The organism is Mesorhizobium sp. M7A.F.Ca.CA.001.10.2.1, from assembly GCF_003998575.1.
Lineage (GTDB): Bacteria > Pseudomonadota > Alphaproteobacteria > Rhizobiales > Rhizobiaceae > Mesorhizobium.
Genome location: NZ_RZQY01000019.1, coordinates 1 through 24,592 on the forward strand (window position 1 = coordinate 1; position 24,592 = coordinate 24,592).

21 protein-coding genes and 1 riboswitch are annotated in these 24,592 nt (G+C 63.2%); of the genes, 8 read left to right on the plus strand and 13 right to left on the minus strand.

All coding sequences use genetic code 11. From position 1 onward, the window contains the following. Positions 1-296, minus strand: a 296-nt coding sequence (locus EN964_RS02630; RefSeq protein ID WP_164775713.1) for a hypothetical protein, incomplete at its 3' end; no start/stop codon positions are given. Here EN964_RS02630 and EN964_RS02635 point away from each other — a divergent pair. After that, positions 289-1,569, plus strand: coding sequence for a D-amino acid dehydrogenase (locus tag EN964_RS02635; RefSeq protein ID WP_127267800.1), 1,281 nt, complete (start codon positions 289-291; stop codon positions 1,567-1,569). The two genes, EN964_RS02630 and EN964_RS02635, sit on opposite strands and share 8 nt — an antisense overlap. A gap of 7 nt (positions 1,570-1,576) precedes the next feature. Continuing rightward, positions 1,577-2,305 carry a GntR family transcriptional regulator gene (locus EN964_RS02640; protein ID WP_127267799.1) on the plus strand — a complete coding sequence of 243 codons (729 nt, stop codon included), beginning with the start codon at positions 1,577-1,579 and terminating at the stop codon, positions 2,303-2,305. Positions 2,306-2,363: 58 nt separating this feature from the next. Here the strand turns inward: EN964_RS02640 and EN964_RS02645 are convergent, their stop codons facing one another. Further along, positions 2,364-3,365, minus strand: a complete 1,002-nt coding sequence (locus EN964_RS02645; RefSeq protein ID WP_127267798.1) for a hypothetical protein — start codon at positions 3,363-3,365, stop codon at positions 2,364-2,366. Between the two features lie 244 nt (positions 3,366-3,609). After that, positions 3,610-3,696: riboswitch (glycine riboswitch) on the plus strand. 149 nt (positions 3,697-3,845) lie between these two features. Between EN964_RS02645 and gcvT the strand changes: the two genes are divergently transcribed. Genes gcvT through gcvP form a run of 3 tightly spaced genes read left to right on the plus strand, consistent with a single transcriptional unit; the run spans position 3,846 to position 8,148 of the window. Further along, on the plus strand, positions 3,846-4,946 hold the full coding sequence (gcvT, locus tag EN964_RS02650; RefSeq protein ID WP_127267797.1) for a glycine cleavage system aminomethyltransferase GcvT: 1,101 nt from the start codon (positions 3,846-3,848) through the stop codon (positions 4,944-4,946). 5 nt (positions 4,947-4,951) lie between these two features. Then, positions 4,952-5,320 (plus strand): glycine cleavage system protein GcvH, encoded by a 369-nt coding sequence (gcvH, locus tag EN964_RS02655; protein ID WP_013531953.1) that lies wholly within the window; start codon positions 4,952-4,954, stop codon positions 5,318-5,320. A gap of 17 nt (positions 5,321-5,337) precedes the next feature. After that, a complete protein-coding gene (gcvP, locus tag EN964_RS02660; protein WP_127270734.1) occupies positions 5,338-8,148 on the plus strand; it encodes an aminomethyl-transferring glycine dehydrogenase in 2,811 nt (936 codons plus the stop codon). Here gcvP and EN964_RS02665 read toward each other — a convergent pair whose 3' ends face one another. The 10 genes from EN964_RS02665 to cpaB form a co-directional block, all read right to left on the minus strand. Further along, on the minus strand, positions 8,149-9,324 hold the full coding sequence (locus EN964_RS02665) for a GGDEF domain-containing protein (protein ID WP_127267795.1): 1,176 nt from the start codon (positions 9,322-9,324) through the stop codon (positions 8,149-8,151). Positions 9,325-9,484: 160 nt separating this feature from the next. Continuing rightward, the gene (locus tag EN964_RS02670; protein WP_127267794.1) at positions 9,485-9,955 is read right to left on the minus strand and encodes a hypothetical protein; all 471 of its coding nucleotides are present in this window, start codon (positions 9,953-9,955) and stop codon (positions 9,485-9,487) included. 185 nt (positions 9,956-10,140) lie between these two features. Further along, positions 10,141-10,962 carry a hypothetical protein gene (locus tag EN964_RS02675; protein ID WP_127270732.1) on the minus strand — a complete coding sequence of 274 codons (822 nt, stop codon included), beginning with the start codon at positions 10,960-10,962 and terminating at the stop codon, positions 10,141-10,143. Between the two features lie 134 nt (positions 10,963-11,096). Beyond that, positions 11,097-12,059: a type II secretion system F family protein gene (locus EN964_RS02680; protein WP_127270729.1), complete on the minus strand. Its 963-nt coding sequence runs from the start codon at positions 12,057-12,059 to the stop codon at positions 11,097-11,099. A gap of 1 nt (position 12,060) precedes the next feature. Beyond that, the gene (locus EN964_RS02685) at positions 12,061-13,026 is read right to left on the minus strand and encodes a type II secretion system F family protein (protein ID WP_127270727.1); all 966 of its coding nucleotides are present in this window, start codon (positions 13,024-13,026) and stop codon (positions 12,061-12,063) included. Between the two features lie 4 nt (positions 13,027-13,030). Beyond that, positions 13,031-14,452 (minus strand): CpaF family protein, encoded by a 1,422-nt coding sequence (locus EN964_RS02690; RefSeq protein ID WP_127276150.1) that lies wholly within the window; start codon positions 14,450-14,452, stop codon positions 13,031-13,033. Further along, positions 14,449-15,663 carry a CpaE family protein gene (locus tag EN964_RS02695; RefSeq protein WP_127276152.1) on the minus strand — a complete coding sequence of 405 codons (1,215 nt, stop codon included), beginning with the start codon at positions 15,661-15,663 and terminating at the stop codon, positions 14,449-14,451. The genes EN964_RS02690 and EN964_RS02695 overlap by 4 nt, the downstream gene beginning before the upstream one ends. Positions 15,664-15,712: 49 nt before the next feature. Beyond that, positions 15,713-15,982, minus strand: coding sequence for a hypothetical protein (locus EN964_RS02700; RefSeq protein ID WP_127269273.1), 270 nt, complete (start codon positions 15,980-15,982; stop codon positions 15,713-15,715). A 4-nt stretch (positions 15,983-15,986) separates the two neighbouring features. After that, a complete protein-coding gene (locus tag EN964_RS02705) occupies positions 15,987-17,405 on the minus strand; it encodes a type II and III secretion system protein family protein (RefSeq protein ID WP_372958887.1) in 1,419 nt (472 codons plus the stop codon). A gap of 57 nt (positions 17,406-17,462) precedes the next feature. Further along, positions 17,463-18,389, minus strand: a complete 927-nt coding sequence (gene cpaB, locus EN964_RS02710; protein ID WP_236382800.1) for a Flp pilus assembly protein CpaB — start codon at positions 18,387-18,389, stop codon at positions 17,463-17,465. A 237-nt stretch (positions 18,390-18,626) separates the two neighbouring features. Between cpaB and parE the strand changes: the two genes are divergently transcribed. Both parE and EN964_RS02720 read left to right on the plus strand, forming a co-directional pair. Then, on the plus strand, positions 18,627-20,681 hold the full coding sequence (gene parE / locus EN964_RS02715) for a DNA topoisomerase IV subunit B (RefSeq protein WP_127270722.1): 2,055 nt from the start codon (positions 18,627-18,629) through the stop codon (positions 20,679-20,681). A gap of 44 nt (positions 20,682-20,725) precedes the next feature. Beyond that, positions 20,726-22,792, plus strand: a complete 2,067-nt coding sequence (locus tag EN964_RS02720) for an FUSC family protein (protein ID WP_127270720.1) — start codon at positions 20,726-20,728, stop codon at positions 22,790-22,792. On the opposite strand, the gene EN964_RS02725 is transcribed toward EN964_RS02720, so the two are convergent. Next, the gene (locus EN964_RS02725; RefSeq protein ID WP_127270718.1) at positions 22,789-23,913 is read right to left on the minus strand and encodes a DUF2336 domain-containing protein; all 1,125 of its coding nucleotides are present in this window, start codon (positions 23,911-23,913) and stop codon (positions 22,789-22,791) included. The two genes, EN964_RS02720 and EN964_RS02725, sit on opposite strands and share 4 nt — an antisense overlap. Before the next feature lie 150 nt (positions 23,914-24,063). Here EN964_RS02725 and EN964_RS02730 point away from each other — a divergent pair, with 150 nt between their 5' ends. Beyond that, positions 24,064-24,516, plus strand: a complete 453-nt coding sequence (locus EN964_RS02730; RefSeq protein ID WP_127271750.1) for a MaoC family dehydratase — start codon at positions 24,064-24,066, stop codon at positions 24,514-24,516. Positions 24,517-24,592 lie beyond the last annotated feature (76 nt).

A 24,592-nucleotide genomic window follows, 5' to 3' on the forward strand; every position in this document is an offset into this window, starting at 1 on the left:
GTCTTGAAGGGAATGTGTTCCTTGTCGACGACAAGCGCATCGTCGGCGCGGCTAAGCGGGGCGTCCATGGCGCAGTCCCCTTCCTGATGCCAATCAGAATTGTCGACAATAGAAGCGACAACTTTGCCAAACGTGTCAAGAGCTCCGTTCCAATTTTGGGAACCGGGAAATGCCGGATTTCGCCCTGTCTGAACGGTGAATCGATCGTCGACCCACGCGCCGTTGACAATGGCCAGCGTCTTCCTGTTGAATTGTCGACAATAGAAACGACAACCATTCGGGTCAGCGATGCGCATATTGATCTTGGGCGGTGGCGTTGTCGGGATCACCACTGCCTATCAGTTGCAGAAGGACGGCCACACGGTCACCGTTCTCGAGCAGGCATCACAGGTGGCCGAAGGGGCAAGCTGGGCAAATGCCGGCATGATCGCGCCCGGCCATTCCTTCGTCTGGTCATCGCCGGCCGCGCCAAAAATCCTGCTGAAGTCGCTGTTCCAGAAAGACCAGGCGCTTCGTTTCAAGCTCTCCGCCGACCCGCATCTCTACAGCTGGTCGCTGCGCTTCCTCATGCAATGCACGGCCGCCAAAGCGCGTCGCAACACCCTTCTCAAACATCGGCTTGCGGTCCATTCCCAATCGGTCCTGCAGGCGGTCGTCAGGGAGGAAGCGATCCAGTACGACAGGACATCGGCCGGCATTCTTTACTTCCACCGCAACCGCCAGGCGCTCGACAAGGGCATCGCCAACATGCGCCTGCTGGAGGCCGACGGCCAGGAGATCCGTATCGTCGACGCGCAGGAAATCGTTGACCGCGAGCCGGCGCTGGCTTTGTCGCGCGACAACATTGCCGGCGGCGTATTGTGTCCGACCGACGAAACCGGCGACGCCGCCAAGTTCACGCGCGCGCTGGCGGCCATCGTCGAAAATAGGGGCGGCAAGATCCTGACAGGGACCAGGATCGTGGGGATCGAACGCAGAAAGGAAACGATCACCAAGATCGTCACCGACAAGGGAGAGTTTCTGGCCGACACCTACGTTCTGTGTCTCGGCGCCGAGAGCCCCGTCCTCGCCCGCAAGATCGGCCTTGGTCTGCCGATCTATCCGGTCAAGGGATATTCCATGACCATTCCCATCGTCGATCAGGCGCTGGCTCCAAAACTCCCTGTCATCGATGAGCACAATCTCGTCGCCATCACGCCGATGGGCGATCGCATCCGCGTGACCGCCACCGCGGAATTCGCGGGCTATGATCGCAGCCACAAGCCTTCGGATTTCGCCTTCATGAAGCGCGTCACGCAGGACCTGTTCCCGCGCGGCATCGCCTATGATCGCGCCGAGATGCGGGCCTGCCTGAGGCCCATGACGCCCGACAACCTGCCGATCCTCGGCCTGCGCGACATCCGAAACCTGTGGCTGAACACCGGGCACGGCCATATCGGCTGGACCATGGCGCATGGATCGGCCCGTATCGTCGCCGATCTGATCGCCGGCCGGGCAGCGCCGATCGCCCTCGACGGCATCCTTCCCACACAGGCGCGGTTCGCCGAACCAAGCGCCGCAAAGGCTTGACGACGCCATGCTTCGACCCACCAGACAAACCAACCAGGACAACAATGCGGCGTTGGCATCCAAGCCGATCAAGACCGGCCCGCGTGTCTATGAAGAGATCCGTCGCATGGCGATGGACTATCGCTTCAAGCCGAACGAACGCATCAACGAAGTGGCGCTTGCCGCGAGGCTGAATGTCAGCCGCAGCCCGATCCGGGAAGCTCTCCAGCGGCTGGTCACGGAGGAACTCATCACCTTCCAGACCAATCGCGGCTTCTTTTGCCGGGGCTTCGATGTCGACGAGATCGTCAATCTTTCCGACGTGCGAGCGGTGCTCGAGGAGCGCTCCGTCAGGCTGGCGGTCCAGCGCGCGACAGATGAGGAGCTTGCCACGCTCGTCGACTGGTGGGCGCTCACCATGGCGCGCGCCGACTCGTTTTCCAGCGCCGAACTGACCGCCAGGGACGAGGAATTTCACATCCGCATCGCCAGGCTGTCAGGCAATCCCGAACTGGCGCGCATGCTCGAAGGCATCAACACGCGCATCCATTTCGTTCGCAAGATCGAAGTGGAGAAGCACCGGCGATTGTCGACAACCTACACCGAACATAGCGAAATCGCCCGGGCCATGGTAGCCCGCGATGCCAACAGCGCCGCAAGGCTCATGCACGACCACATCGCCATCAGTGTCGCCGATGCCATGTCGACCGTCAGGGAAGGCTTGGCAAGGATATACATCGACGTCGACCAGATCTAATCGGGCAACCCCAGCTTTGACCGAGGCAACCCCCTACCGCTCAGGCAACCCCTACCGCTCAGGCGACCTTGTCGAGCAGCGGCCTCAGCGCCGGATGGATTTCCGGTGAGGCGTGCTTGATCAGGGTCAACAGCGCGCGTTCGTTCTCATAAAGAGGCCTGTCGACGCCGATATGTTCGATCAGCCAGCCGGCTTCGCCGGCATCGACCGTCTCGGCGCGGCGGGCCAGAGCCTCGGCCGCCCTGTTCTTGGCTTCCCACTCGGCCTCGATGTCGCCTGGCGACCGATAGGCTTCCATGATGCCGGCAAGGCCGCCGGAGATCATGCGGCTGAAGAAGCCGCCGATTTCCGGATCGGCATGTTCGAGGAAGGCATCACGGCGCAGCGCCACATCGCGCGTCGGTGCTTCGTAGCCGGCCGAGCACATGATGAAATTGGCGATCGCCTTGACGAACAGCTCGTTCCAGGACGGATCATTGTGCCCTTGGGCAGTGCACTCGTTGATCTTGAACAGCACCTCGGCCTCGGCGCGCGTGATGGCGATGTTGCCGTCGCCGCCATGGGCGTGGAGGATCCGGCGCAGCAACTCGACCTCCGCCTGTGCGATGAGGCCGGGAGCCAGCGTGCCGCCGAGCATCAGCGGCCCCTTGCCGTCAATGACGGCATGCGCCACCTGCTCCAGCGCATACACACAAAGTTGGCTCGGCGACGATTTCGCCTGTTCCAGCACATGCACCAGCAATTCGAGCTCGGTCCGGCTGTCGACCATGCCATCGCGCGAGATCGTGCGGATCAGCCAGTCGGCATTGTCTTGCGAGATATAGCCCGACGGCTTTTCCTGGTGGACGATATAGTCGGTGACCGCCTCGACGAAGAAGGGCGGCCATTCCTGGCATTTGTCCTTCGCCGTTGCATCGAGCGCAAACAGCGCCTCGGCCTCGCCGCGCGTCACGACGCCGTCGCCGAACACTTCATGGCGCAACATCGCTACGTCCTCCGCGGCGATGCGGCTTTTCGAGGTCAGCCCGGCCACCGGCGCGCTCATGATCAATTCGCCCATTTGTCGTCCCCGTCCGCCGTCGCCAAGCGCCGGCCCCAAGCGTCATACACGCCAACATATCAGCAGTGTCTTGAAAAACCGGCAAACGGCGTGGTTAGCGAAGACTTGTCGGCCAACGCATGTCGCCCAAAAACGTGCCGCGGTTTTGAAGAATGGTACGCACGCGCTTTAGATGTCGCTGACAGGTGACAAGCCGCCGCGCGCGAGCTATGGATGGCGCGTCGAGGACTCAGGGTCTGAGTCCTACCTGTTTGCGGGAGAGAACAGCGAGAGCTGTCGCCGAAGGGGAAATCGCCCGAAATCTCTCAGGCAAAAGAACCGTAGACGGGAAAGACACTCTGGAAAGTCGGGGCTTGCCCCCGCGCCGAAGGTGTAAGCGCCGCTGACAGAGCTCCGGCTGCGCGAGTCTCTCAGGCTTCAGACAGAGGGGCACGGACTGGTCGCCATTCGCGACCGATTGCGTGCGACTCTGGAGACGACATGACGGGCGACGATACAAGACACCTCCCCCTCGAAGACATCCATGTAACCGCCGGTGCGCGCTTCGGTGCTTTTGCCGGCTGGTCGATGCCGCTGACCTATCCGGCGGGCGTCATGAAGGAACATCTTCACACCCGCGAACAGGCCGGCCTGTTCGACATCTCGCATATGAAGCTGTTCGAAGTCAGCGGGCCGGAGGCGGTTGCGCTGCTCAACCGCGCTTGCCCCTTGGATGCAGGCGCACTCCAAATCTCACAGTCCAAACTGTCCTTTTTCCTCAACGAGGCAGGCGGCATCCTGGACGACCTCATCGTCACCAGACTTGGCGATAGCAGGTTCATGATAGTCGCCAACGCAGGCAACGCCGTCGCCGACGAAAAGCATTTGCGTGCACTTGCCGCGGATTTCGACGCCAGGGTCGAGCCGCTCGACCGCGTCTTCCTGGCCATCCAGGGTCCTGAAGCCTGGGCCGCCCTTTCCCGCGCCGGCATCGAGACCGGCTCGCTGCTTTTCATGCATGGTGTCGAACCGCGCAAGAACTGGTTCATGAGCCGGTCGGGCTATACCGGCGAGGACGGTTTCGAGATCGGCCTGCCGGAAGCCGATGCACGCGATCTCGTCGCGAAGCTGCTCGGCGATGAACGCGTGCTGTGGATCGGCCTGGCCGCCCGCGACAGTCTGCGGCTGGAGGCAGGGCTGTGCCTGCATGGCCAGGACATCACGCCGGAGACCAATCCGGCCAGCGCCGCCTTGATGTGGGCAATTCCAAAGGACATCCGCGCTTCCGGCGCTTTCATCGGCGCCGATGCGCTCCGCGCCGCCGTGGAACAAGGACCCGCGCAAAAGCGGGTCGGGCTTAAGCCGGAAGGTCGCCAGCCGGTGCGTGGCGGTGCCGCGCTCTTCGACGCCGACGGCAATCCGGCCGGCCAGGTCACATCGGGCGGTTTCGGCCCCTCGGCCGGCCATCCGGTCGCCATGGGCTATGTCTCGACACCTCTGGCAAAGCCCGGAACGCGGGTGTTCGCCGACGTGCGCGGCACAAAAATCCCAGTCGATATCAGTTCCCTGCCCTTCACACCGCATCGCTACCGCAAAGGATGATCTCAATGGCAACGACCTATTTCACATCAGATCACGAGTGGCTCCGCGTCGAGGGCGGCATCGCCACGGTCGGCATCACTGATTACGCGCAGGAGCAGCTCGGCGACCTCGTCTTCGTCGAACTACCGGAGACCGGAAAGAAATTGACCAAGGGCGACACCGCCGTCGTGGTCGAATCCGTCAAGGCGGCATCCGATGTCTATGCACCGGTCGATGGCGAGATCACTGAAGCGAACGGCACGCTGTCGTCGGACCCGTCGCTGGTCAACTCGGCAGCAACCGGAGCCGGCTGGCTGTGGAAGATGAAGCTTGCCGACGAAAGCCAGCTCGCCGGTCTCATGGATGAGGCCGCCTACAAAGCCCATATCGGTTGATACCAGGACTTATTGACATGACCGCAGCACCCTACCCCTTCTCGGCCCGCCATATCGGTCCCGGCCTCAACGACACCAGAGCGATGCTGGCCGCCATCGGCGTGCCCTCGATCGAGACGCTGATCAGCCAGTCCGTACCGAAGTCGATCCGGCTCGATCGGCCGCTTGCCCTGCCAGCACCGGCGAGCGAGGCGGAAGCGCTGGCCGAACTCTCGGCTGTCATGTCCGGGAATACAGTGCTGAAGAGCTTCATCGGCGCCGGTTATCACGGCGTCCATGTCCCGCCGGTTATCCAGCGCAATCTGTTCGAGAATCCTGCCTGGTACACGGCCTACACGCCCTATCAGGCAGAGATCAGCCAAGGCCGGCTCGAAATGCTGTTCAACTTCCAGACGCTGGTCACCGAATTGACCGGCCTGCCGGTGGCCTCGGCCTCGCTGCTCGATGAAGCAACCGCCGTGGCCGAAGCCGTCGGCATCGCCTTACGCCACCACCGTGACAAGCGAACCAAGGTCGCACTTGCCGGCACGCCGCATCCGCAGACGCTGGACGTGGTGCGCACCCGCGCCGAGCCGCTCGGCATCGAGATCGATGGCGAGACGATCGACGACAACACCGCCGCCCTGCTCGTCTCCTGGCCGGATACGTTTGGCGTCTATGGCGACCACAAGGCAGCGATCGACAAGGCGCGCGCGACCGGGGCTATCGTCGTCTTCATCGCCGACCCGCTCGGCCTGACGCTGACCGACGCGCCGGCCAAGCTCGGCGCCGACATCGCCGTCGGCCCGATGCAGCGTTTTGGCGTGCCGATGGGCTTTGGCGGCCCGCACGCGGCCTATTGCGCCGTCTCCGACAGGCTCACGCGGTTGATGCCCGGCCGCCTGGTTGGCCAGTCCACCGACAGCAAGGGCCGGCCTGGGTACCGGCTTGCCTTGCAGACGCGCGAACAGCATATCCGCCGCGACAAGGCGACCTCCAACATCTGCACCGCGCAGGCGTTGCTCGCCAACATGGCGACTGCCTATGCCATCTGGCACGGTCCCGCCGGGCTGCAGGCGATTGCCGGGCGCATCCACACGCTGGCCAATCGTCTTGCCTCCGGGCTCAAAGCAGCAGGTATCTCCGTGCTCGGTTCAAGCCGCTTCGACACGGTGACGGCCGAGGTGAAGGGTAAGGCAGCTTCGATCGCCACTGCGGCTGAAAAGGGTGGCAGGTTGCTGCGTGCCGTCGATGCCGATCATATCGGCATTGCCTTCGACGAAACCTCGACCGAGGCCGATCTCGACGCAATCGCGGCCCTGTTCGGCGCCAAGGCTGGTGTCTCCGCCGACAGCACGGTGCCCGGCAAGCCGCGCGGCAAGGAGTTCCTGACCCAGCCTGTTTTCCACGAAAACAAGTCGGAAACCGAGATGATGCGCTTCCTGCGCCGGCTGGCCGACAAGGACCTGGCGCTCGACCGCGCCATGATCCCGCTGGGGTCCTGCACCATGAAGCTCAACGCCGCCGCCGAGATGATGCCGGTGAGTTGGCCGAGCATTGCCGATCTGCACCCTTTCGCCCCGGCCGCGCACTCGACAGGCTACCGTGCCATGATCGGTGAGTTGGAGGGCTGGCTGTCGGAGATCACCGGATTCGACGCCGTCACCTTGCAGCCCAATGCCGGGAGCCAGGGCGAATATGCCGGCCTGCTCGCCATCCGCGGCTATCACCGCTCACGCGGCGACAACCACCGCACCGTCTGCCTGATCCCCTCCTCGGCGCATGGTACCAATCCCGCGAGCGCGGCGATGGCCGGCATGAACGTCGTCGTCGTGCGCTGCACCGAAGACGGCAACATCGACATGGACGACATGAAGGCCAAGGCGACTGAGCATGCGCAAAATCTCGCGGCGCTGATGTTCACCTATCCCTCGACGCATGGCGTGTTCGAGGAAGGCGCACGCGATCTCTGCGCACTGATCCATGAGCATGGCGGCCAGGTCTATTTCGACGGTGCCAACCTCAACGCGCTGGTCGGGCTTGCCCGTCCCGGCGACATTGGCGCCGATGTCTGCCACATGAACCTGCACAAGACCTTCTGCATACCGCATGGCGGCGGCGGACCCGGCATCGGGCCGATCGGCGTCAAGGCGCATTTGAAGCCGTATTTGCCCGGCCATGTCACCGAAGGCTCGGCGCACGCCGTCTCCGCCGCCCCCTTCGGCAGCGCCTCGATCCTGCCGATCACCTGGATGTATATCCGCATGATGGGCGCCTCGGGCCTCAAGCAGGCGACCGAGACGGCGATCCTGTCCGCCAACTACATCGCGACGCGGCTCGGTGCGCATTTCCCGGTGCTCTACAAGGGCAGGCAGGGACGCGTCGCGCATGAATGCATCCTCGACACCCGTGTGCTCAAGGAGAGTGCAGGCATCAGTGTCGACGATATCGCCAAGCGCCTGATCGATTATGGTTTCCACGCGCCGACCATGTCGTTCCCGGTTGCCGGCACGCTGATGGTGGAGCCGACCGAGTCCGAGCCCAAGCGGGAACTCGACCGCTTCTGCGAGGCGATGATCGCCATATCGGCAGAGGCAGCAAAAGTCGCCAGGGGCGAATGGCCTTTGGCCGACAATCCGCTGGTCAACGCGCCGCACACCGCCTCCGAGGCGCTGGCCGGCCAGTGGACCCATCCCTACTCGCGCCTGGAAGCGGCCTATCCGGCCGGCGACGCCGACACGGCAGCCAAGTACTGGCCCCCGGTGTCACGCATCGACAATGTCGCCGGCGACCGCAACCTGGTCTGCTCGTGCCCGCCGCTGTCGGATTATCTGGGTGCCGCGGAGTAATTACGCTGAGCGCAAGGCCGGCTTGATCGGCTCGGCCTTGCCCATCCTCTTGCGGCTGATGACGCAATTTCGTCCGGCGCGTTTGGCGGCATAGAGCGCCGCGTCCGCCTCGGCGAGCACGTTGTCCAGCCTGCTGCCGCTTGCCTCGCCAAAGCCGATGCCGCCGCTGACCGTGCTGCGCAACTTGCCGAGCTGGGTGGGGACGATTTCGGTGCCGAACGCCACGCCTATCTTGCTGGCGAGATCGTAAGCCTTTTCATCCGTCATCCGCGACATGACGATTGCGAACTCCTCGCCGCCAAGGCGAAAAGCGTCGACGCCGGGCCGGGCATATTTCTTGATGACGGCGGCAAAACGGCACAAGACCTGATCCCCTACCGGGTGACCGTAGACATCGTTCGTCCGCTTGAAATGGTCGAGGTCGAACATGACGATGGACATGAACGGACCGAAACTCCGTTCGCCGTAGAGCGACGTCAATGCCCGGCGGTTCAGCAACCCAGTCAGCGGGTCGGTCATGGTCTCGGCCTTGAGTTCAATTTGCGCCTGCAGATGATGGAGGGAGAGCGTCAATGCTCCGAGCCCGGTCATGCAGGCGACCGCCACCACGGAATTCAATCGTTCGGCCCAGTTGTCGGGCGCAACCCCGAGCGTCCATTGCCCCTTGGTCAGCAGAACCACGCCGCAAAGCGCAAACGACATCGCGCAGGTGCCGCTCAGAAACGAAACCACCAGAAGGATGCGGCGATCGTGACTGCCGTTGATCCAGAACATGGCGCCGATCGCCGACAGCAGCGCCGTCACCGTGGTGTAGGTGACTATGAAGCCAATGCCGTCAAAGCCCATAAAGGTCACGACGGCACAAATGGCCATGGCGGCAAGCGCAGGTGCAACGGCACGTCCGTAGCCGGGCACCCCCAGAAATTGCATGGCCGACAAGCAGATGATCAGGAACCCCAGGCTGAGCAGTGCAAGCACGATCTGGCAAAGCAGCGGATCGGGATCCTTGGTGTACCGCCAGAACAGGATCACATGCGCAACGAGCACCAGAATTCCGCACGCAACCGTCAGCACGAAACCTGCCTTGGGCGCGGTGAACCAAATGGCAAACATGGTGACGCTGAGGCATATGCCCGACAGCGCGGCTGCGAGCAGAAGCGAACTGAAGTCCAGCATATCGGGCAAGGGCCTCTTGAGCGTCGGCGGTTGCGCTGCATTCTAGGTCAGCGGCAGCCCTCAGATACGGGTTTTCAGGCAATCCTTCGATGCAACCTGCGGATAGGGTTTACAAAGCGTCGATGGCACGTGTCCCGAAACCGGACCCATGGATGCGAGATCAACCCTTGTTCAAGAGAGCGAGGTTGGCGTTGACGACTGTTGGATCGGCCATGCCGGCCTTCGCTTCGAGCAGCAACGCCTTGGCCTTCTTGCGATTGCCGCGCAGCAGTTGCGAATAGCCCATATTGTTGACGATCTGCGGCTTGCGGCCGGCGACCTTCAAAAGCTGGCCGTAGGCTCGGTCGGCGAAGTCGAAGCGGCCGAGTTCATCATAGGAAGCGGCGAGCCCCATCCAGGCCTCCGCATTGTCGGCTTTCAACTCGACGGCCTTGCGGAAGTGCTTTTCGGCGAGGCCGTAATTGGCGTCGCGAAACTGCGCCTTGCCTTGCGCCAGATCGGAGGTTTCGGTGTCGTTTGCCGCCGGTTGGATGGCGGTGGTCTTGGTGGTGTCGACGCCACTCGTCGTACAGCCAGACATCATCAAGACGGCCGCCATTGCGGCCATTGCCGTGAAATTACTGTGACGCATGCCCCTGCCTCATCGCCCGATTTGCCGGGTCGTTCTTCAGGAAACACAATATATCAGCGGCGATTAAACTTCGGTGCCGAAACGCCGCCAAAATTCGGCTTCGGGCACACCAGCCATTAACCACCAGGCACCAGACGAAGACCTATTCCTAAGAGAATCCCGGCAGCAAGGAAGCGAGCGGCCTTTCACGGCCCCATGACCTTGAGTACTTCAGGAACCGGATAGCGGTTGCCGTCATAGCGCAGCCGGTAGGTCCGTTTCACCGGCTTGCCGGGATGGGACTGGCACTCGCCATCCTTGTCGGGAGACGGGTCATCGGTTTGCGTCCGCTCGAGCGCGACCATGTCGTGATAGCCGTGATGGCTCGTCGGGCTCATTGCCAGGCTGACCTCGGTCGAATGAAAGGATCCCGCGCAATTGGTGTCGCCCTCGCCGCCATTGCCGGCCACGACAAGGCCATCGAGTACCAGGCGCAGGGCATCGTCGGCGAGAACATAAAGCCGCAGGTCGGTTTCGCTGAAGGGATTGGCCTGCGAATGGTTCGCGATTTCGATGCGCAGGCCGAAGGCCATCACCCCGGGCGCCAGCCTGTAGCGGCCGGTATCGAACTCGATCTTGCGGATGGCGATGGCATCATCGGCGATCAGCCCCGGCTGGAGCAGGCGCAGGCGCACACGCTGGCTGTTCCTGTCGACGACCAGAAGCTCGATATCGCCGACATGGCCATCGTCGCTGGATTGGGCGCTGTCGATCAGCGGCACGGCTACCAACAGCAGGTCGTCATGGGCAGGCCAGATCTTGCAGCTCAGCCCAAACGGCGCGTCGCCATCCGTCAGGGCGATGCTGATATGAGGTTCGAGCGTGAACGAGGTGCCGTCGGCGCTCTTTCGAGCTTTGGGATAGGCCTGCTGCACCAGGGCGGCGGCATCGCCGCAATCGTCGGCCACGGCCCAGGCGGGCGACAGGGTGGCTGCGGCAAGGCCGAGGAAGAGGGTGCGCAACAGCATGGACTTCTCACCTGCAAGGCCGAGTACGGTCATAACAATGGTTTGTCAGTCCCCCTGCTAGGACTTTTGTGGGGCGCTCGCTAGAGCCGGACGATTTCAGCTCGAATCGAAGCCTCACACCTTTCGGCATCATGCTATTGCGCCGTCATTTTGACGATGACTGGAATGGCCGCGATCATCAGCACCACCGGTAGGATGCATACCACCACCGGCACCGACATCTTGGCCGGCAGAGCGTGCGCCTTTTCCTCGGCCAACGACATACGCTTATGGCGCATGTCGTCGGAAAAAACGCGCAACGCCCCCGACAGGCTGGTGCCGAGTTCCTTGGACTGCTGCAGCAGCGTGGCGAAGGAACGCACTTCGTCCAGGCTGAGGCGGTCGGCGAGCGCCTTCAGCGCATCGTCGAGGCTGCGCCCTGCCCTCAGCTCCAACGACACCAGCTGCAGGTTCTGGCTGAGCGCGGGATAGGTCTTGGCGAGTTCCTTGGAGACGCGCTCTATGCCGGCCTCCATGCTCATGCCGGCATCCGAGCAGACAATCATCAGGTCCATGAAATCGGGAAAGCCGTTGCGGTACTCGCGCCTGCGTTCCCGCACTTTCTGGCTCAACACCAGGCCGGGCAGGAAATAGCCGGCCGCTCCCGACAGGATGACGAATGTCCAGCGACTGGCCATCGTCGCGTCCGGGCTGGCCATCCACCGGTTGAGCACAAACACACCGATTGCCGTGCCGATCATCGCGCTGAACCGGATCAGGAAGAACGTGCCGACAGCGCGCGGCTCCATGTAGCCCGCCTGGATGAGCTTCATGCGCAGCCGGGCGACATTTTCCGGATCGCTCCTGGCGTAGAATTCCTGCGCCCGCTTCACTGCCTTCTCGCGCACGACGCCGGTATTCTTCTTCTGCACCGGCTCTGGTTTGGCGGCCACGGGGCCGTTGTCGACCCTGAGCCGGCGCATGACCTCGTTGCGGTCGCCCTTCGCCATGACAACAGGCCAGGCAACAGCGGCAGCACCCGCCGCCAGCAGCAGGATGGCCACCGGCATCAATGAGGTCGGCGCAAGCGAGGCGAGGAATTCGATGAAGCCCTGCATGTCAGAACTTGAAATTCGACATTTTGAACATGATCAGATTGCCCAGCATCAGCCAGGTGATCGAGCCGCCGAGCAGGTACCAGGTTTTCGCCGCGCCCCAGACGTCGCGGTAGAAGCCCGGCATCAGCGCCATAATGGCGGTGAACAGCAACGCCGGCACCGCTGTCAGGATGTAGGCCGACATCCGACCTTCTGTCGCAATGGCGCGCACCTTGCGGCGCAGCTTGCCGCGCTCGCGGATCGTCGTCGCCAGGCCGTCGAGGATCTCGCGCAGATTGCCGCCCGAACTGGTCTGGATCGAGACGGCGGTGACGAACAGCGGCAAATCCTCCTGGCCGACCCGGTCGAACAGCGAGTTCAACGCCGAAACCAGATCGGAGCCATATGTCACCTCGTCGGCGATGACGCCGAACTCGGTGCCGATCGGGTCGGGCATCTCGCGCGCCACCATGGCGATCGCCACCGGCACCGGATGGCCGGCCTTCAGGCCACGCGTGATCAGTTCCAGCGCCTCCGGCAATTGCATGCCGAACCGCTTTACCCGGCGCTTGCGCTTGAAGCGCAGCGTGATCACCGGCAGCACCGGCACAAGCACCACAAACAGCACAAGCCCCATCAGCGGCGGCAAGCCGTACCAGATGGCGACCAGGGTCATCGCCATCGCCACGCCGCAGCTGATCATCAGGAATTTCGACAGCGGCATGATCATGCCCGACTGGGTTCGCAAAGCGCGGAACCGATCCAGCGAAAACAGCGGCGTGCCTGCGTCGAGGCCGCGTTCCTTGCGCAGTTGGACAAGCACCTGCTCCTGGCTGATCTTGTTTTCCTGCAGCTTCATGCGCCGGTTGATGGCGGTGCGCTTGTCGCTGCGGCCGGCATAAAGCAGGTAGCAGGCCTCGGCGATCAGGATGCCGGTCAGCGCGGCCGCGGCATAAACGACATAGATAGCGCTCATTCCATCGAACACTTGGCTACTCCTGCGGCCGGCCGGGTTCGAAATATCGTCCGGGAAACTCGATGCCCATGGCGCGCAGATCCTCGAGGAAGCGCGGCCGGATGCCGGTCGCCTCGTAGTGGCCCAGAATCCTGCCGTCGGCCTCCATGCCGGTACGCACAAAGCGGAAGATCTCCTGCATCTGGATGACATCTCCTTCCATGCCGGTCACCTCGGCGACACTGGTCACCTTGCGCTTGCCGTCGGACAGGCGCGTCAGCTGAACGATCAGGTCGAGCGCGCTGGCGATCTGGCTGCGGATCGACTGCACCGTCATCGGCATGCCGGTCATGCCGAGCATCTGCTCGAGCCGCGAAATGGCGTCGCGCGGCGTGTTGGCATGGATGGTCGCCATCGACCCTTCGTGGCCGGTGTTCATTGCCTGCAGCATGTCGAAAGCCTCCTCGCCCCGGCACTCGCCGAGGATGACGCGGTCGGGGCGCATGCGCAGTGCGTTCTTGACCAGGTCGCGCTGCTTCAGCTCGCCATGGCCTTCGATGTTGGCCGGACGTGTTTCCATACGCGCGACATGCGGCTGCTGCAGTTGGAGCTCGGCCGCGTCCTCGATGGTGATCAGCCGCTCGTCTTCCGGAATGAAGGCCGACAGCGCATTGAGCATGGTCGTCTTGCCGGTGCCGGTACCGCCCGAAATGATCGTCGTCTTGCGGGCATGCACGGCCGCCGCCAGCACTTCGGCCATGTTCTGGGTGATGGCGCCGAATTCGACCAGTTTGTGCAGGCCGAGCTTGTTCTTGGAAAATTTGCGGATCGACACCAGCGGCCCATCGACCGCAACCGGGCGGATGGCCGCGTTGAAGCGCGAGCCGTCCAGCATGCGGGCATCGACCATCGGCTGCGATTCGTCGACACGGCGACCGACCGCGGCGACGATCTTGTTGACGATGCGCAGAAGATGCGCCTCATCCTTGAACGGAATGTGGACCGGCTGCAGCTTGCCCTTCTTTTCGACAAAGCAGTTCATGTGGCCGTTGATCAGGATATCGTTGATGTCGGGGTCCTTGAGCAGCGGCTCGAGCGGACCGAGGCCGACCATCTCGTCGACGATGTCGTCGACCAGCGCGTCAAGCTCGACGGTGTTGATCGCCATCCGCTCCTGCTTGGTCTTTTCCGACACGAAATCACGCACTTGCCGGCGCATCTCATCCTTCGGCAAACGCTCCAGCGCGACAAGATTGATCTCTTCGAGCAGCAGCCGGTGGATACGCACGCGCGCATCGAGCACCTTGTTGGCATTCTTTGCCGGCGCTGTGTCCGGCTTTGCCGGCAAAGCCTTTCGGCTGGTCGGAATGACGACGGCATGATGGGTGACCGGCGTCGTCTCAGGCACGCGCTGCGGAAGCGCATCGCGGTTCTGCAGGGCGGAGAAGCGGCTGGTCATCCGGCTTTCCTCTGCAGCAATTCACGGCCCATGCCAAACAGCGAGCGCGATTTCGCCCGTGTTGGGACCGCTTCCTCCGGCAGGATGATCTTTTTCAGATCGTTGACGACATTGGCGTTGGGATCGATCTCGTGCAGCGGCACGCCGCGATCGACCGCCTCGCGCACCAGCCGATAGTTGTTGGCGATACCGCCGACGAAATGCTCGCCGAGAATTTCCTGGACGTCCGCCTGCTTGATGCCGTTGTCGAACATCTTCTGTTCGAAACGGTTGACGATGACGTTCGGCTTCACTTCCTTGCCGGCAGTCTCGTAGACCGCCTGGATCAGCCGCTGGGTGTGGCGCAGGCACGGCACCGTCATTTCCGCGACGATGTAGAGCTTGTTGGAACCGAGCAGCACGGTTTCCGTCCATGGAAACCAGGTGCGTGGCATGTCGATGACGACATTGTCGAAATAGGCCGAAACGAGGTCCAGCATGCGCACCACGACATCGGTCTTGAACGAGCGCATCTCTGCTGGATGCGCCGGTGCCGCCAGCACGCACAGCCCGCTGGCATGCTTGGACAGCATCACGTCGAGCAGTTGCCGGTCGAGACGCTCGGGCTGGTTCTCGATCTCGGTGATGTCGAAACGCGGTTCGAGGTCGAGATATTCGGCACAGGCGCCCTGCTGGAAATTGAGATCGACGACGCAGGTCGAGGCGCCGCGCGTCGCCGAGTGATGCAGCTGGAAGGCGGTCTGCAGCGCCAGCGTGGTGGTGCCGACGCCGCCCGCGGCAGGCATGAAGGTGTAGATCTGCGATTCGGTGTTTTCCTCGCGCCCGGGTCCCTGCAGCGCCCGCACGACGGAGCGCACCAGATCGGCCGTGGTGATCGGCTTGACCAGGAAATCCGCGACCTTGAGCTGCACCAGAATGCGCACCGCGGCGGCGTTGAACTCCTGCGTGACGACGACGACCGGAACCTTGTCCTCCAGCCGGCGCATAATGCGCTGCAGCGACTCGACCTCCTCCAGCCTTGCCGCATCCATGTCGACGATGATGGCGCCGAAGTCGGCTTCCTGGATCTCGCCGCGCAACTCGGTGACGTTCTTCTCCACTGTCGAGAGCTGTATGATCTCGGAGGCGGAAAATGCGGTGCGCGTGTCCTGCGCAAATGTCCTGTCGGTCGATACGAGCAGGATCTTCCTGGTCTTGATGCCGTTTGCCATTCTGTCAGCCTGTCAGGTCGATCGACCGTTGGATCATTTGCCCGTGGGATCAATTGGTCGTGCTGGACTGCGACGCCTTGGCACCGGCCGCCTGATCGGGTGTGACAGCCGCGGCACTGCCTCGTTGGGCCGGCACCAGGAGCCTGGTGTTCTGGACCCCGTATTTCCAGGGATCGACCATCTGCATGACGGTGTTGGCGGCCTGCGCATTTCCGGCGCCGGCCGTCGGCCCTTCGCTGCGCACATAGTCGTCGCTGGTGCAGCCGGCGGCAAAGCCGGTCAGCAGCAAGGCGACGCTCGATCCAAAGACCAGACGCATGACTTCAATCCTTCGGCAGGTCGAGGAAATGCCCAGCCGAAGCGGCCGCTGCAGGTTGAGTGACGCGGCCGTCTGCCAGCGCCACGGTGCGACCGGCATCGGAATCCTTCACTTCCTCGGTGTTGTTGAGAAAATAGTCGGCGTTGCTGGCCGGCTGCGTGCCATCGGTCGGCTCGACGAGCTTCTTCTCCGGATCGACCGGCTTGACCAGATAGGGCGTCACGATGATGACGAGGTCGGTCTCGCGCCGCTGATAGGATTTCGAGGAAAACAGCGCCCCAAGCACCGGCATCTTGCCGAGGCCGGGAATGCGCGACGTGGTGATGTCGTTTTGCGACTGCAGCAGTCCAGCGATCATGAAGCTCTGGCCGTTCTTCAGGTCTACCGACGTCCTGGCACGGCGCACGATGAAGCCGGGAACCGAGATGGTCCCGATATTGTAGGAGGCCGACGCGTCGATCGAGGAGACTTCCGGCGCGATGTCCAGACTGACCAGCCCATCCTTGAGGACGGTCGGCGTGAAATCCAGGCTGACGCCGTATTTCTTGTAGCTGACCGAGATCTTGCCGTCGTCCTCGGAGACCGGGATCGGGAATTCGCCGCCGGCGAGAAAGCTCGCTGTCTGGCCGGAACGGGCGATCAGGTTCGGCTCGGCCAGCCGCCGCGCCAGGCCGCGCTCTTCTAGCGCCTTGATGGCGATATCGATCGACACGCCGTTCGACAAAAGCCTGCCGATGATCTCGCCGGTGCCGGCGGCCGGCACTGTACCCGGATCGATCGAGACGTCGCGGCCACCGAGGCCGTAGGCAAAATTGGCGGCGTATTTGGCGCCCAGATCCTGACCCGCCTGGCGGTTGATCTCGACAAAACGGACATTGAGCTGGACCTGCTGCGACGATGAGATGTTGACCGAGTTGATGACCTCCTCGGTGCCGGAAAAGCGCGTCGCGATCTTGTTTGCCTTTTCGGCGGCGACCGCGTCATCCGCCTCGCCCGACAGCACGACCCGGCCGTTGGCCGATCCGACCTTGATCCTGGCATCCGGCACGCTGGCCCGAATGGTGCTGGCCAGCTGGTCTGTGTCGAGCGTCACCTCGATGTCGACGGTGCCGACAAGCTGCTTCTTCTCATCGAACAGCGCAATGCCGGTAGTGCCGAGATTGTTGCCGAGCACGTAGAAGGATTTGTCGGTCAGCGGATTGACGTTGGCGATCTCCGGGTCGCCGATGACGATCTGGTAGAAGGCGGCACTGGTCATGATCGTCTTCGGCTTGCCCTTGGCAACCTTGATCGACGCATTCTTGGTCGACGACACATAGACGATGTCGTTGTCAGCTCTCGCCGAGGCGCCGAAAGCCAGCATCGCGGCAGCAGCCAGCGAAGACGCGACAGCCACCGCACGCAAAATGCGCAACCGCCCCATGACCCGATATGTGAACAGCCCGAACATTGTCCCGTCCCTCACCCAGTCCCCACTGGCTTATTTCTGGTCCCGCGAAGGAACCTGGTATTCCTCGGCCTTCGTGCCGCGCGTTACGATGACCGTCTTGAACTTCGGTTTCTCCGGCTCCTTGGTGACGGCGTCGAACACCGAGCCGGCCGCGGCCTGCACATCCGAGGCGACCGATCCGCCGAAGGAGGAGATGGTGGTGACGCCGTTCTTGCCGTCACCGCCTTCGCTGGCGGATCGAAGCGACAGGGACAAGGTGCCGACGGTGCGGGCCAACGCCACTTTCTGCGCGCCGTCTGTCGTCACCTCGATAGTCACCGAATTGGAAATCTGCGGCGTCGTCTGGCGCTCGTCGGCGCCCTGCCCGACGCTCAGCACCTTGGCATCGGCGACGACGATCTCGGAGGTGATGGTCGAACCGGCGGCCCCTTGCGCATTCTTGGCCACTTCCTGAATTTCGCCGGCATCGCGCGTCAGCACCACGTCAACGCGGTCACCGGGCGTGACGAAGCCGCCGACGCCGGCTATCTCGTCGGTGCGGATGGTGACCGCCCGCATTCCGGGCGTCATCATGTTGGAAAGCGTCGCGCGGCCATTTGGCCCAGACAGCTTGGTCAGCAGCACCGGTTCGTTGACCTCGATAGGCGACAGCACCACGCGAGTGCCGTCGGCGAGCAAGGCATTGATGGTGGTGAAGGCGCCCTGCGGCACGGCCTCTTGCGACCACGGGATTTCGCTGAGCTGCGCGCGGTCGAGCGCCATGCCGTAGCGCAATGGGGCATTCGCCACCACGATGGTCTTGAACTCGACCTTCGGCACAACAAGTGCCGGGATCGACGACGTCTTCTCTTCGGAATCGGCCTCGGCCTGGCTTTTGACCCAGAAATCCGCGGCAAAGATCGAGATCGCCCCGAAAACGGCGGCGATGCCGATCATCGATATGGCCTTGCCCCTCACGCCTAAACCCCTGATATCAGCAGTTTCTTGTTTTGTTGGGCTCACGCTAGGCCGCATTGTTAAAGAATCAGGAATCTTGCGCGGCGGCATCGGACCTATTTCCGCCAGCTTGGTTATCGAATGGTTTTGGGTTAAGAGGGATCAGATCCCCGAACGGAACAGGAACCTCGGTCGCTTGGCGCTGAAAAGCGTGGCAGTATCGCGAGGTGATTCGCAGCACCGGACCCTATGGCAGGCATGGACGACAACAACGATCTCTTCGGCAATATGGACAAGCAGCCGCAGCCGGTTCGCACACCGGCGCGCCCGGCGGATCCGCTGGTGCAGGCCACCAAGCGTCCTGCCTCAATCAAGGATGGCAGCGAGGGCTATAGCGCTGCCGACATCGAGGTGCTGGAAGGGCTGGAGCCGGTGCGCCGCCGGCCAGGCATGTATATCGGCGGCACCGACGACAAGGCGATGCACCATCTGTTCGCCGAGGTCATCGACAATTCGATGGACGAGGCGGTAGCCGGCCATGCCACCTTCATCGATGTCGAGCTCTCGGCCGACGGCTATCTCGCCGTGACCGACAATGGCCGCGGCATCCCGATCGATCCGCACCCGAAGTTCAAGAAGCCGGCGCTCGAAGTGATCATGACGACGCTGCATTCGGGCGGCAAGTTCGACTCCAAGGTTTACGAGACATCAGGTGGCCTGCATGGCGTCGGCGTGTCCGTGGTCAACGCGCTGTCGGACCATCTCGAGGTCGAGGTCGCGCGGGGACGGCAACTGTATCGACAAAAATTCTCGCGCGGCGTTCCCGTGACCGGCCTGGAGCAACTGGGCGAAATCCACAACCGGCGCGGCACAAAGATCCGATTCCACCCCGACGAGCAGATTTTCGGCAAGGGCGCTGCGTTCGAACCGGCGCGGCTCTACCGCATGACGCGCTCGAAAGCCTATTTGTTCGGTGGTGTCGAGATCCGCTGGACCTGCGATCCGTCGCTGATCAAGGAAAAAGATCAGACACCGGCCAAGGCTGAATTCCATTTTCCCGGCGGCCTGAAGGATTATCTCAAGGCATCGCTCGGCGACGACTTCCAGGTGACTCGCGAAATCTTCGCCGGCAAGAGCGAGAAACAAGGCGGCCATGGCTCGCTCGAATGGGCGGTGACCTGGTTCGGCGGCGACGGCTTCATCAATTCCTACTGCAACACCATCCCGACCGGCGAAGGCGGCACCCACGAAGCCGGCTTCCGCAACGTGCTGACGCGGGGCCTGCGCGCCTATGCCGATCTCGTCGGCAACAAGCGCGCCTCGATCGTGACCTCGGAAGACGTCATGATCTCGGCGGCGGGCATGCTGTCGGTGTTCATCCGCGAGCCGGAATTCGTCGGCCAGACCAAGGACAGGCTGGCGACGATCGAGGCAATTCGAATTGTCGAGACCGCGATCCGCGATCCGTTCGACCATTGGCTGGCCGACAATCCGCAGGAAGCCTCGAAGCTGCTCGAATGGGTGATCGCGCGCGCCGACGAGAGGGTGCGCCGACGGCAGGAAAAAGAGGTGTCGCGCAAGAGCGCGGTGCGCAAACTGCGGCTGCCGGGCAAGCTCGCCGATTGCACGCAGAATGCCGCGGCCGGCGCTGAACTGTTCATCGTCGAAGGTGACTCGGCCGGCGGCTCGGCCAAGCAGGCGCGCGACCGCGCCAGCCAGGCCGTCCTGCCGCTGCGCGGAAAAATCCTCAACGTCGCCAGCGCCGGCAACGACAAGCTCGCCGGCAACCAACAGATTTCGGACCTGATCCAGGCGCTCGGCTGCGGTACGCGTTCGAAGTACCGCGATGAGGATCTGCGCTACGACCGCGTGATCATCATGACCGACGCTGATGTCGACGGCGCCCACATCGCCTCGCTGCTGATCACCTTCTTCTATCAGGAGATGCCGGCACTTGTGCGTGGCGGCCATCTCTACCTAGCGGTGCCGCCGCTTTACTCGATCAGGCAAGGCGGCAAGGTCGCCTATGCCCGCGACGACGCGCACAAGGACGAGCTCCTGCGCACCGAATTCACCGGGCGCGGCAAGGTCGAACTCGGCCGCTTCAAGGGCCTGGGCGAGATGATGGCGGCCCAGCTCAAGGAAACCACCATGGATCCGAGGAAGCGCACGCTGCTCAGGATCGACGTGATCGACGCCGAGGCGGCGACCAAGGACGCCGTCGATGCGTTGATGGGCACCAAGCCGGAAGCCCGCTTCCGCTTCATCCAGGAACGCGCCGAATTCGCCGAGACGGAAGTGCTGGATATCTAGCCATCAGCCGGTTTAGCTTGCGCTTCTGATATGGAGACCAGCGTGTGATTGCGGCACGGCTGAAAGGCTATTTCGAAACCAGTTTGACCGACCTGACGCAACCGACGCGCTCGGACTGGATTTTCGCTCTTCGCACCGTTTCAGCCGGCCTGATAGCGCTGCTGGCCGCCTACGCCCTAAAACTCGACCACCCGCAATGGGCCATGATGACGGTGTTCATCGTCGCCCAGCCGGTTGCCGGCATGGTGCTGGCGAAGGGCTTCTACCGGCTGCTCGGCACGCTGGTCGGCGGCGTCGCGGCGATCGGCATCACCACCGTATTCGGCACCAACCCCTGGGTGCTGGTGACGGTGCTTGCCGTCTGGATCGGCATCTGCACCTTCGTCTCGTCGCTGCTGCGCAATCCGGAAGCCTATGGCGCCGCGCTCGCCGGCTACACCGCAATGATCATCGGCCTGCCCGCCTTCGGACAACCGCATCTCGTCGTCGACCTCGCGGTCGCGCGATGTGCCGAGATCGTGCTTGGCATTGTCTGCGCCGGCCTGACCAGCCGCCTGATCCTGCCAAAACTGGCCAGCGACGCCATCGTCTCGCGCCTGAAACGCTGTATCCTTGATCTTGCCACCTATGCCGGCGGTGCGTTCTCCGGCGGCGACCCGGCAACGCTGTCCACGCTGCACCGAAAGCTGATCACTGATGCCCAGACGCTCGGCGAGATGCGCGCCTATGCCAGGCTCGAGGCGCCGAGCTTCGCGCCGCGCGCCCATCCAGTCCGTCGCACCATCGGACAGCTGCTCTCGGCCCTGTCGGCGGCACGCGCGCTGCATTCGCACGCCGCCCCGAAGAATGCGGCGCTCATCCCGGTGCGCTCGGAACTGCAGTCGCTGGTCAGCGAGCTGGCGACCAAGCCCGGCGCGCTGGACGATACGGCGCTGTGGGTGGCTCGGCTCGATGCGATTTCCGGAAACGCCCGGCAAATGCCAGATGCCTCGACCGACCAGGGCGACGACAGGGTCGGCACCATCACCCGCCTGACCATCGCCGCCGATTTCGCCGAGGCGCTCAAGCAGGTGCTGCGCGGCCTCGACGCCCTGCGCGCGCCTGCCACGCGCCTGGCCAGGGGCAGCAGGCAGCCTGCGCTGGTGGTGCATCGCGATTACGCCGGCGCATCGCGTAACGCCTTGCGCGCTGCCCTTGCCACGCTGCTGGTCGCGGCTTTCTGGTTGACGACGAAATGGTCGGAAGCGGCCGGCACGGTCATCCTCGTTGCTGTCGTATCGAGCCTGTTTGCTGCTCGCCCCGACCCTGTGCAGGTCGCCTGGGGTTTCTTCAAGGGAACGCTGCTCGCTTTGCCCTTTGCCTTTCTCGTCGGCCAGATCGCGCTGCCCGCTTTGCCGGGCTTCGGCTGGTTCATGCTGTTTGTCGTGCCCATTCTTGTACCGACGGCGCTGGCCATGGCCAATCCACGCTATGTCGGCGTGGCGACGGCCTTCGCCATCAACTTCCTCGCCTTCCTGAGCCCGCACCAGGCGATGACCTACGATCCCGTACCCTTCTTCGCCGGGTCGGCGTCGATCCTGGTCGGCATCCTGCTGGCGATCGGTGTCTTCATCGTCGTGCTGCCAGCCGATCCGTGGCTCGCGGCCAACCGGATCGTGCGCGCCATGCGCGAGGATCTGGCGCGGCTTTGCCTGCATGAGCGGGTGCCGAGGCGGTCGGCCTTCGAGAGCCTCGCCTACGACCGCATCAACCAGCTGATGCCGCTGGTGCAGAATGCCGGTCAGAAGGGCGATGCGGTTCTGGGCGGCGGAGTCGCCGCCGTCACCGTCGGCCTGGAGGTCCTTCGGCTGCGCGATGCAAGCCAAAGCCATGCCATTCCATCCGAGACCGCGCTTTCGATCGCCAACTTCCTGAGGGGACTGGCGCGCGAACTGCTTTTCCGCGCCCCCGGCGATCCACAGACCTCGACCGTCGCCGTCGCCCGGCAGTACGCAGCGAACATCGCCGAGCGAAACGGCACCGGCGAATTGCTGCAAATCGCAGCATCGCTGCGCATCATCGCCGCGGCGATGGAGGATTTCCCGGACTTTTTCGCGAGGGATAAAGGCTAAGCCGCCGCTATCGCCAGTGCGTGGCCGCGTGCGTTTTCGCGCAGCGCGTCGAGATGGATCGACTTGACCAGCGTGGCAAGATCGCCTTCCGCGGACTGCCCGCCCACCTCCTTGAGCATCAGCCAGCTGACCTCTTGCACACCGGCGACGCGCTTGCCGTTGGCGACCTCGCGCCAGATCTTCAGCGCGCGCAGGATGATGGCATGGGTGACTGCGGCGAGGCCGGCGCTGCGGAACAACGCCTGCAACGCCACGTCGTGCCCGCCGGCCAGCAGCGCCCTCACCCGTTGTTCGGACTGCTGGCTGAGCGCGACCAGCGCCGAGCCGAAGAAATCGACCTTGCCATGCGCGATGGTGCGGATCAGAAAGCTCGCGGTAAGGTCGCCGCGCAGCCTGAGATGCTCGATCAGGGCCGCATGTTCTTCCTGGCGCGTGCCTTCTATCAGCGTCACCGAAGCCTTGACGCAGGCGTCGCGCATGACGCGGTCGGCTCGCGCCGCGCCCATCAATGCCATCACCAGTGGCGACGTTTTCAACATTTCGCCCAGCTTGACGAGCAGCATATGCCGACAGTCGGCCGGCAGCCTGATATCCGATATCAGCGCCTCGCGCACCAAGGGCAGATGGCCGTGGCGTTCGGCCATGCGGCGGAAGCTGAGCGAGGCGATGTCGGCGCCGCTGTTGGCGAGCAGCACGGCGCAGGCGTCCGCCTCGCCGATCTCGGCGATGGCCGCCGACAGCGCCATCGAGACGAGTGGCCGGTCGGCGATCAATTTCTGTGTCGCCTTCGGACTTGAAGCCACGCGGTTGATCAGGTCGGCGTCGGTGAGCAGCGGCGAGCGGGCCAGCACCACGCCGGCGACTTCCGGCTGGTCGGAGGCCAGCACGCTGATGATCTGCATTGGCGCGTGGTGGCTCATCGACAGCGCCTCGGCCATCGCCAGCCGCACCTTCGACGAGGCATCGTCGAGCAATAGCGTCAGCGCCGCCTCGGCGGCGCAACGGTCCTCGAAAGGCAATTCGGAATTGATATAGGCCCGGGCCAGAGCGCTCGCCGCCGCGGCACGCTCCGACACCCTGGCCGTGTAGATCCATTTCAGAAAATGCGAAACAACAACCATGCCCGCCTGCTTACGCCCCTTGTCAGAAGCTTCTGACCCCACTGACGACCGTAGGCAGAATTGGTTTACGAACCGTTCACCATGTTCATTAACTGGCTTGCGAGGCTGATTTGCAGCGCCTATCACCGTCAAGCACGTGAGGAGAAAGAAATGGCCGGGCTTTATCTCGAAGAGTTCGTTGTCGGCCATGTCTTCCAGCACACGCTGCGCAAGACCGTTACCGAAAGCGACAACATGCTGTTTTCGGTAATGACGCTGAACCCGCAGCCGCTGCATATCGACTTCGATTTCGCCGCCAGGAGCGAATGGGGCAAGCCGCTGGTCAACTCGCTGTTCACGCTCGGCTTGATGATCGGCATTTCGGTCAATGACATCACAGTCGGCACTACGGTCGCCAATCTCGGCATGAAGGAGACCGTGTTTCCGCATCCGGTCTTCCATGGCGACACCATCCGGGTCGAGACGACAGTCATCTCGGTGCGCGAATCCAGGTCGAAACCCGATCGCGGCATCGTCGAATTCGAGCATCGCGCCTACAACCAGCATGGCGATCTCGTCGCCAAATGCACCAGGCAAGCGATGATGCTGAAGAAGGCGATCTGACGCATGCGTTCGCTGCTGTTCGTCCCTGGCGATTCCCAGAGGAAACTGGAAAAAAGTTTTGGTGCCGGCGCCGACG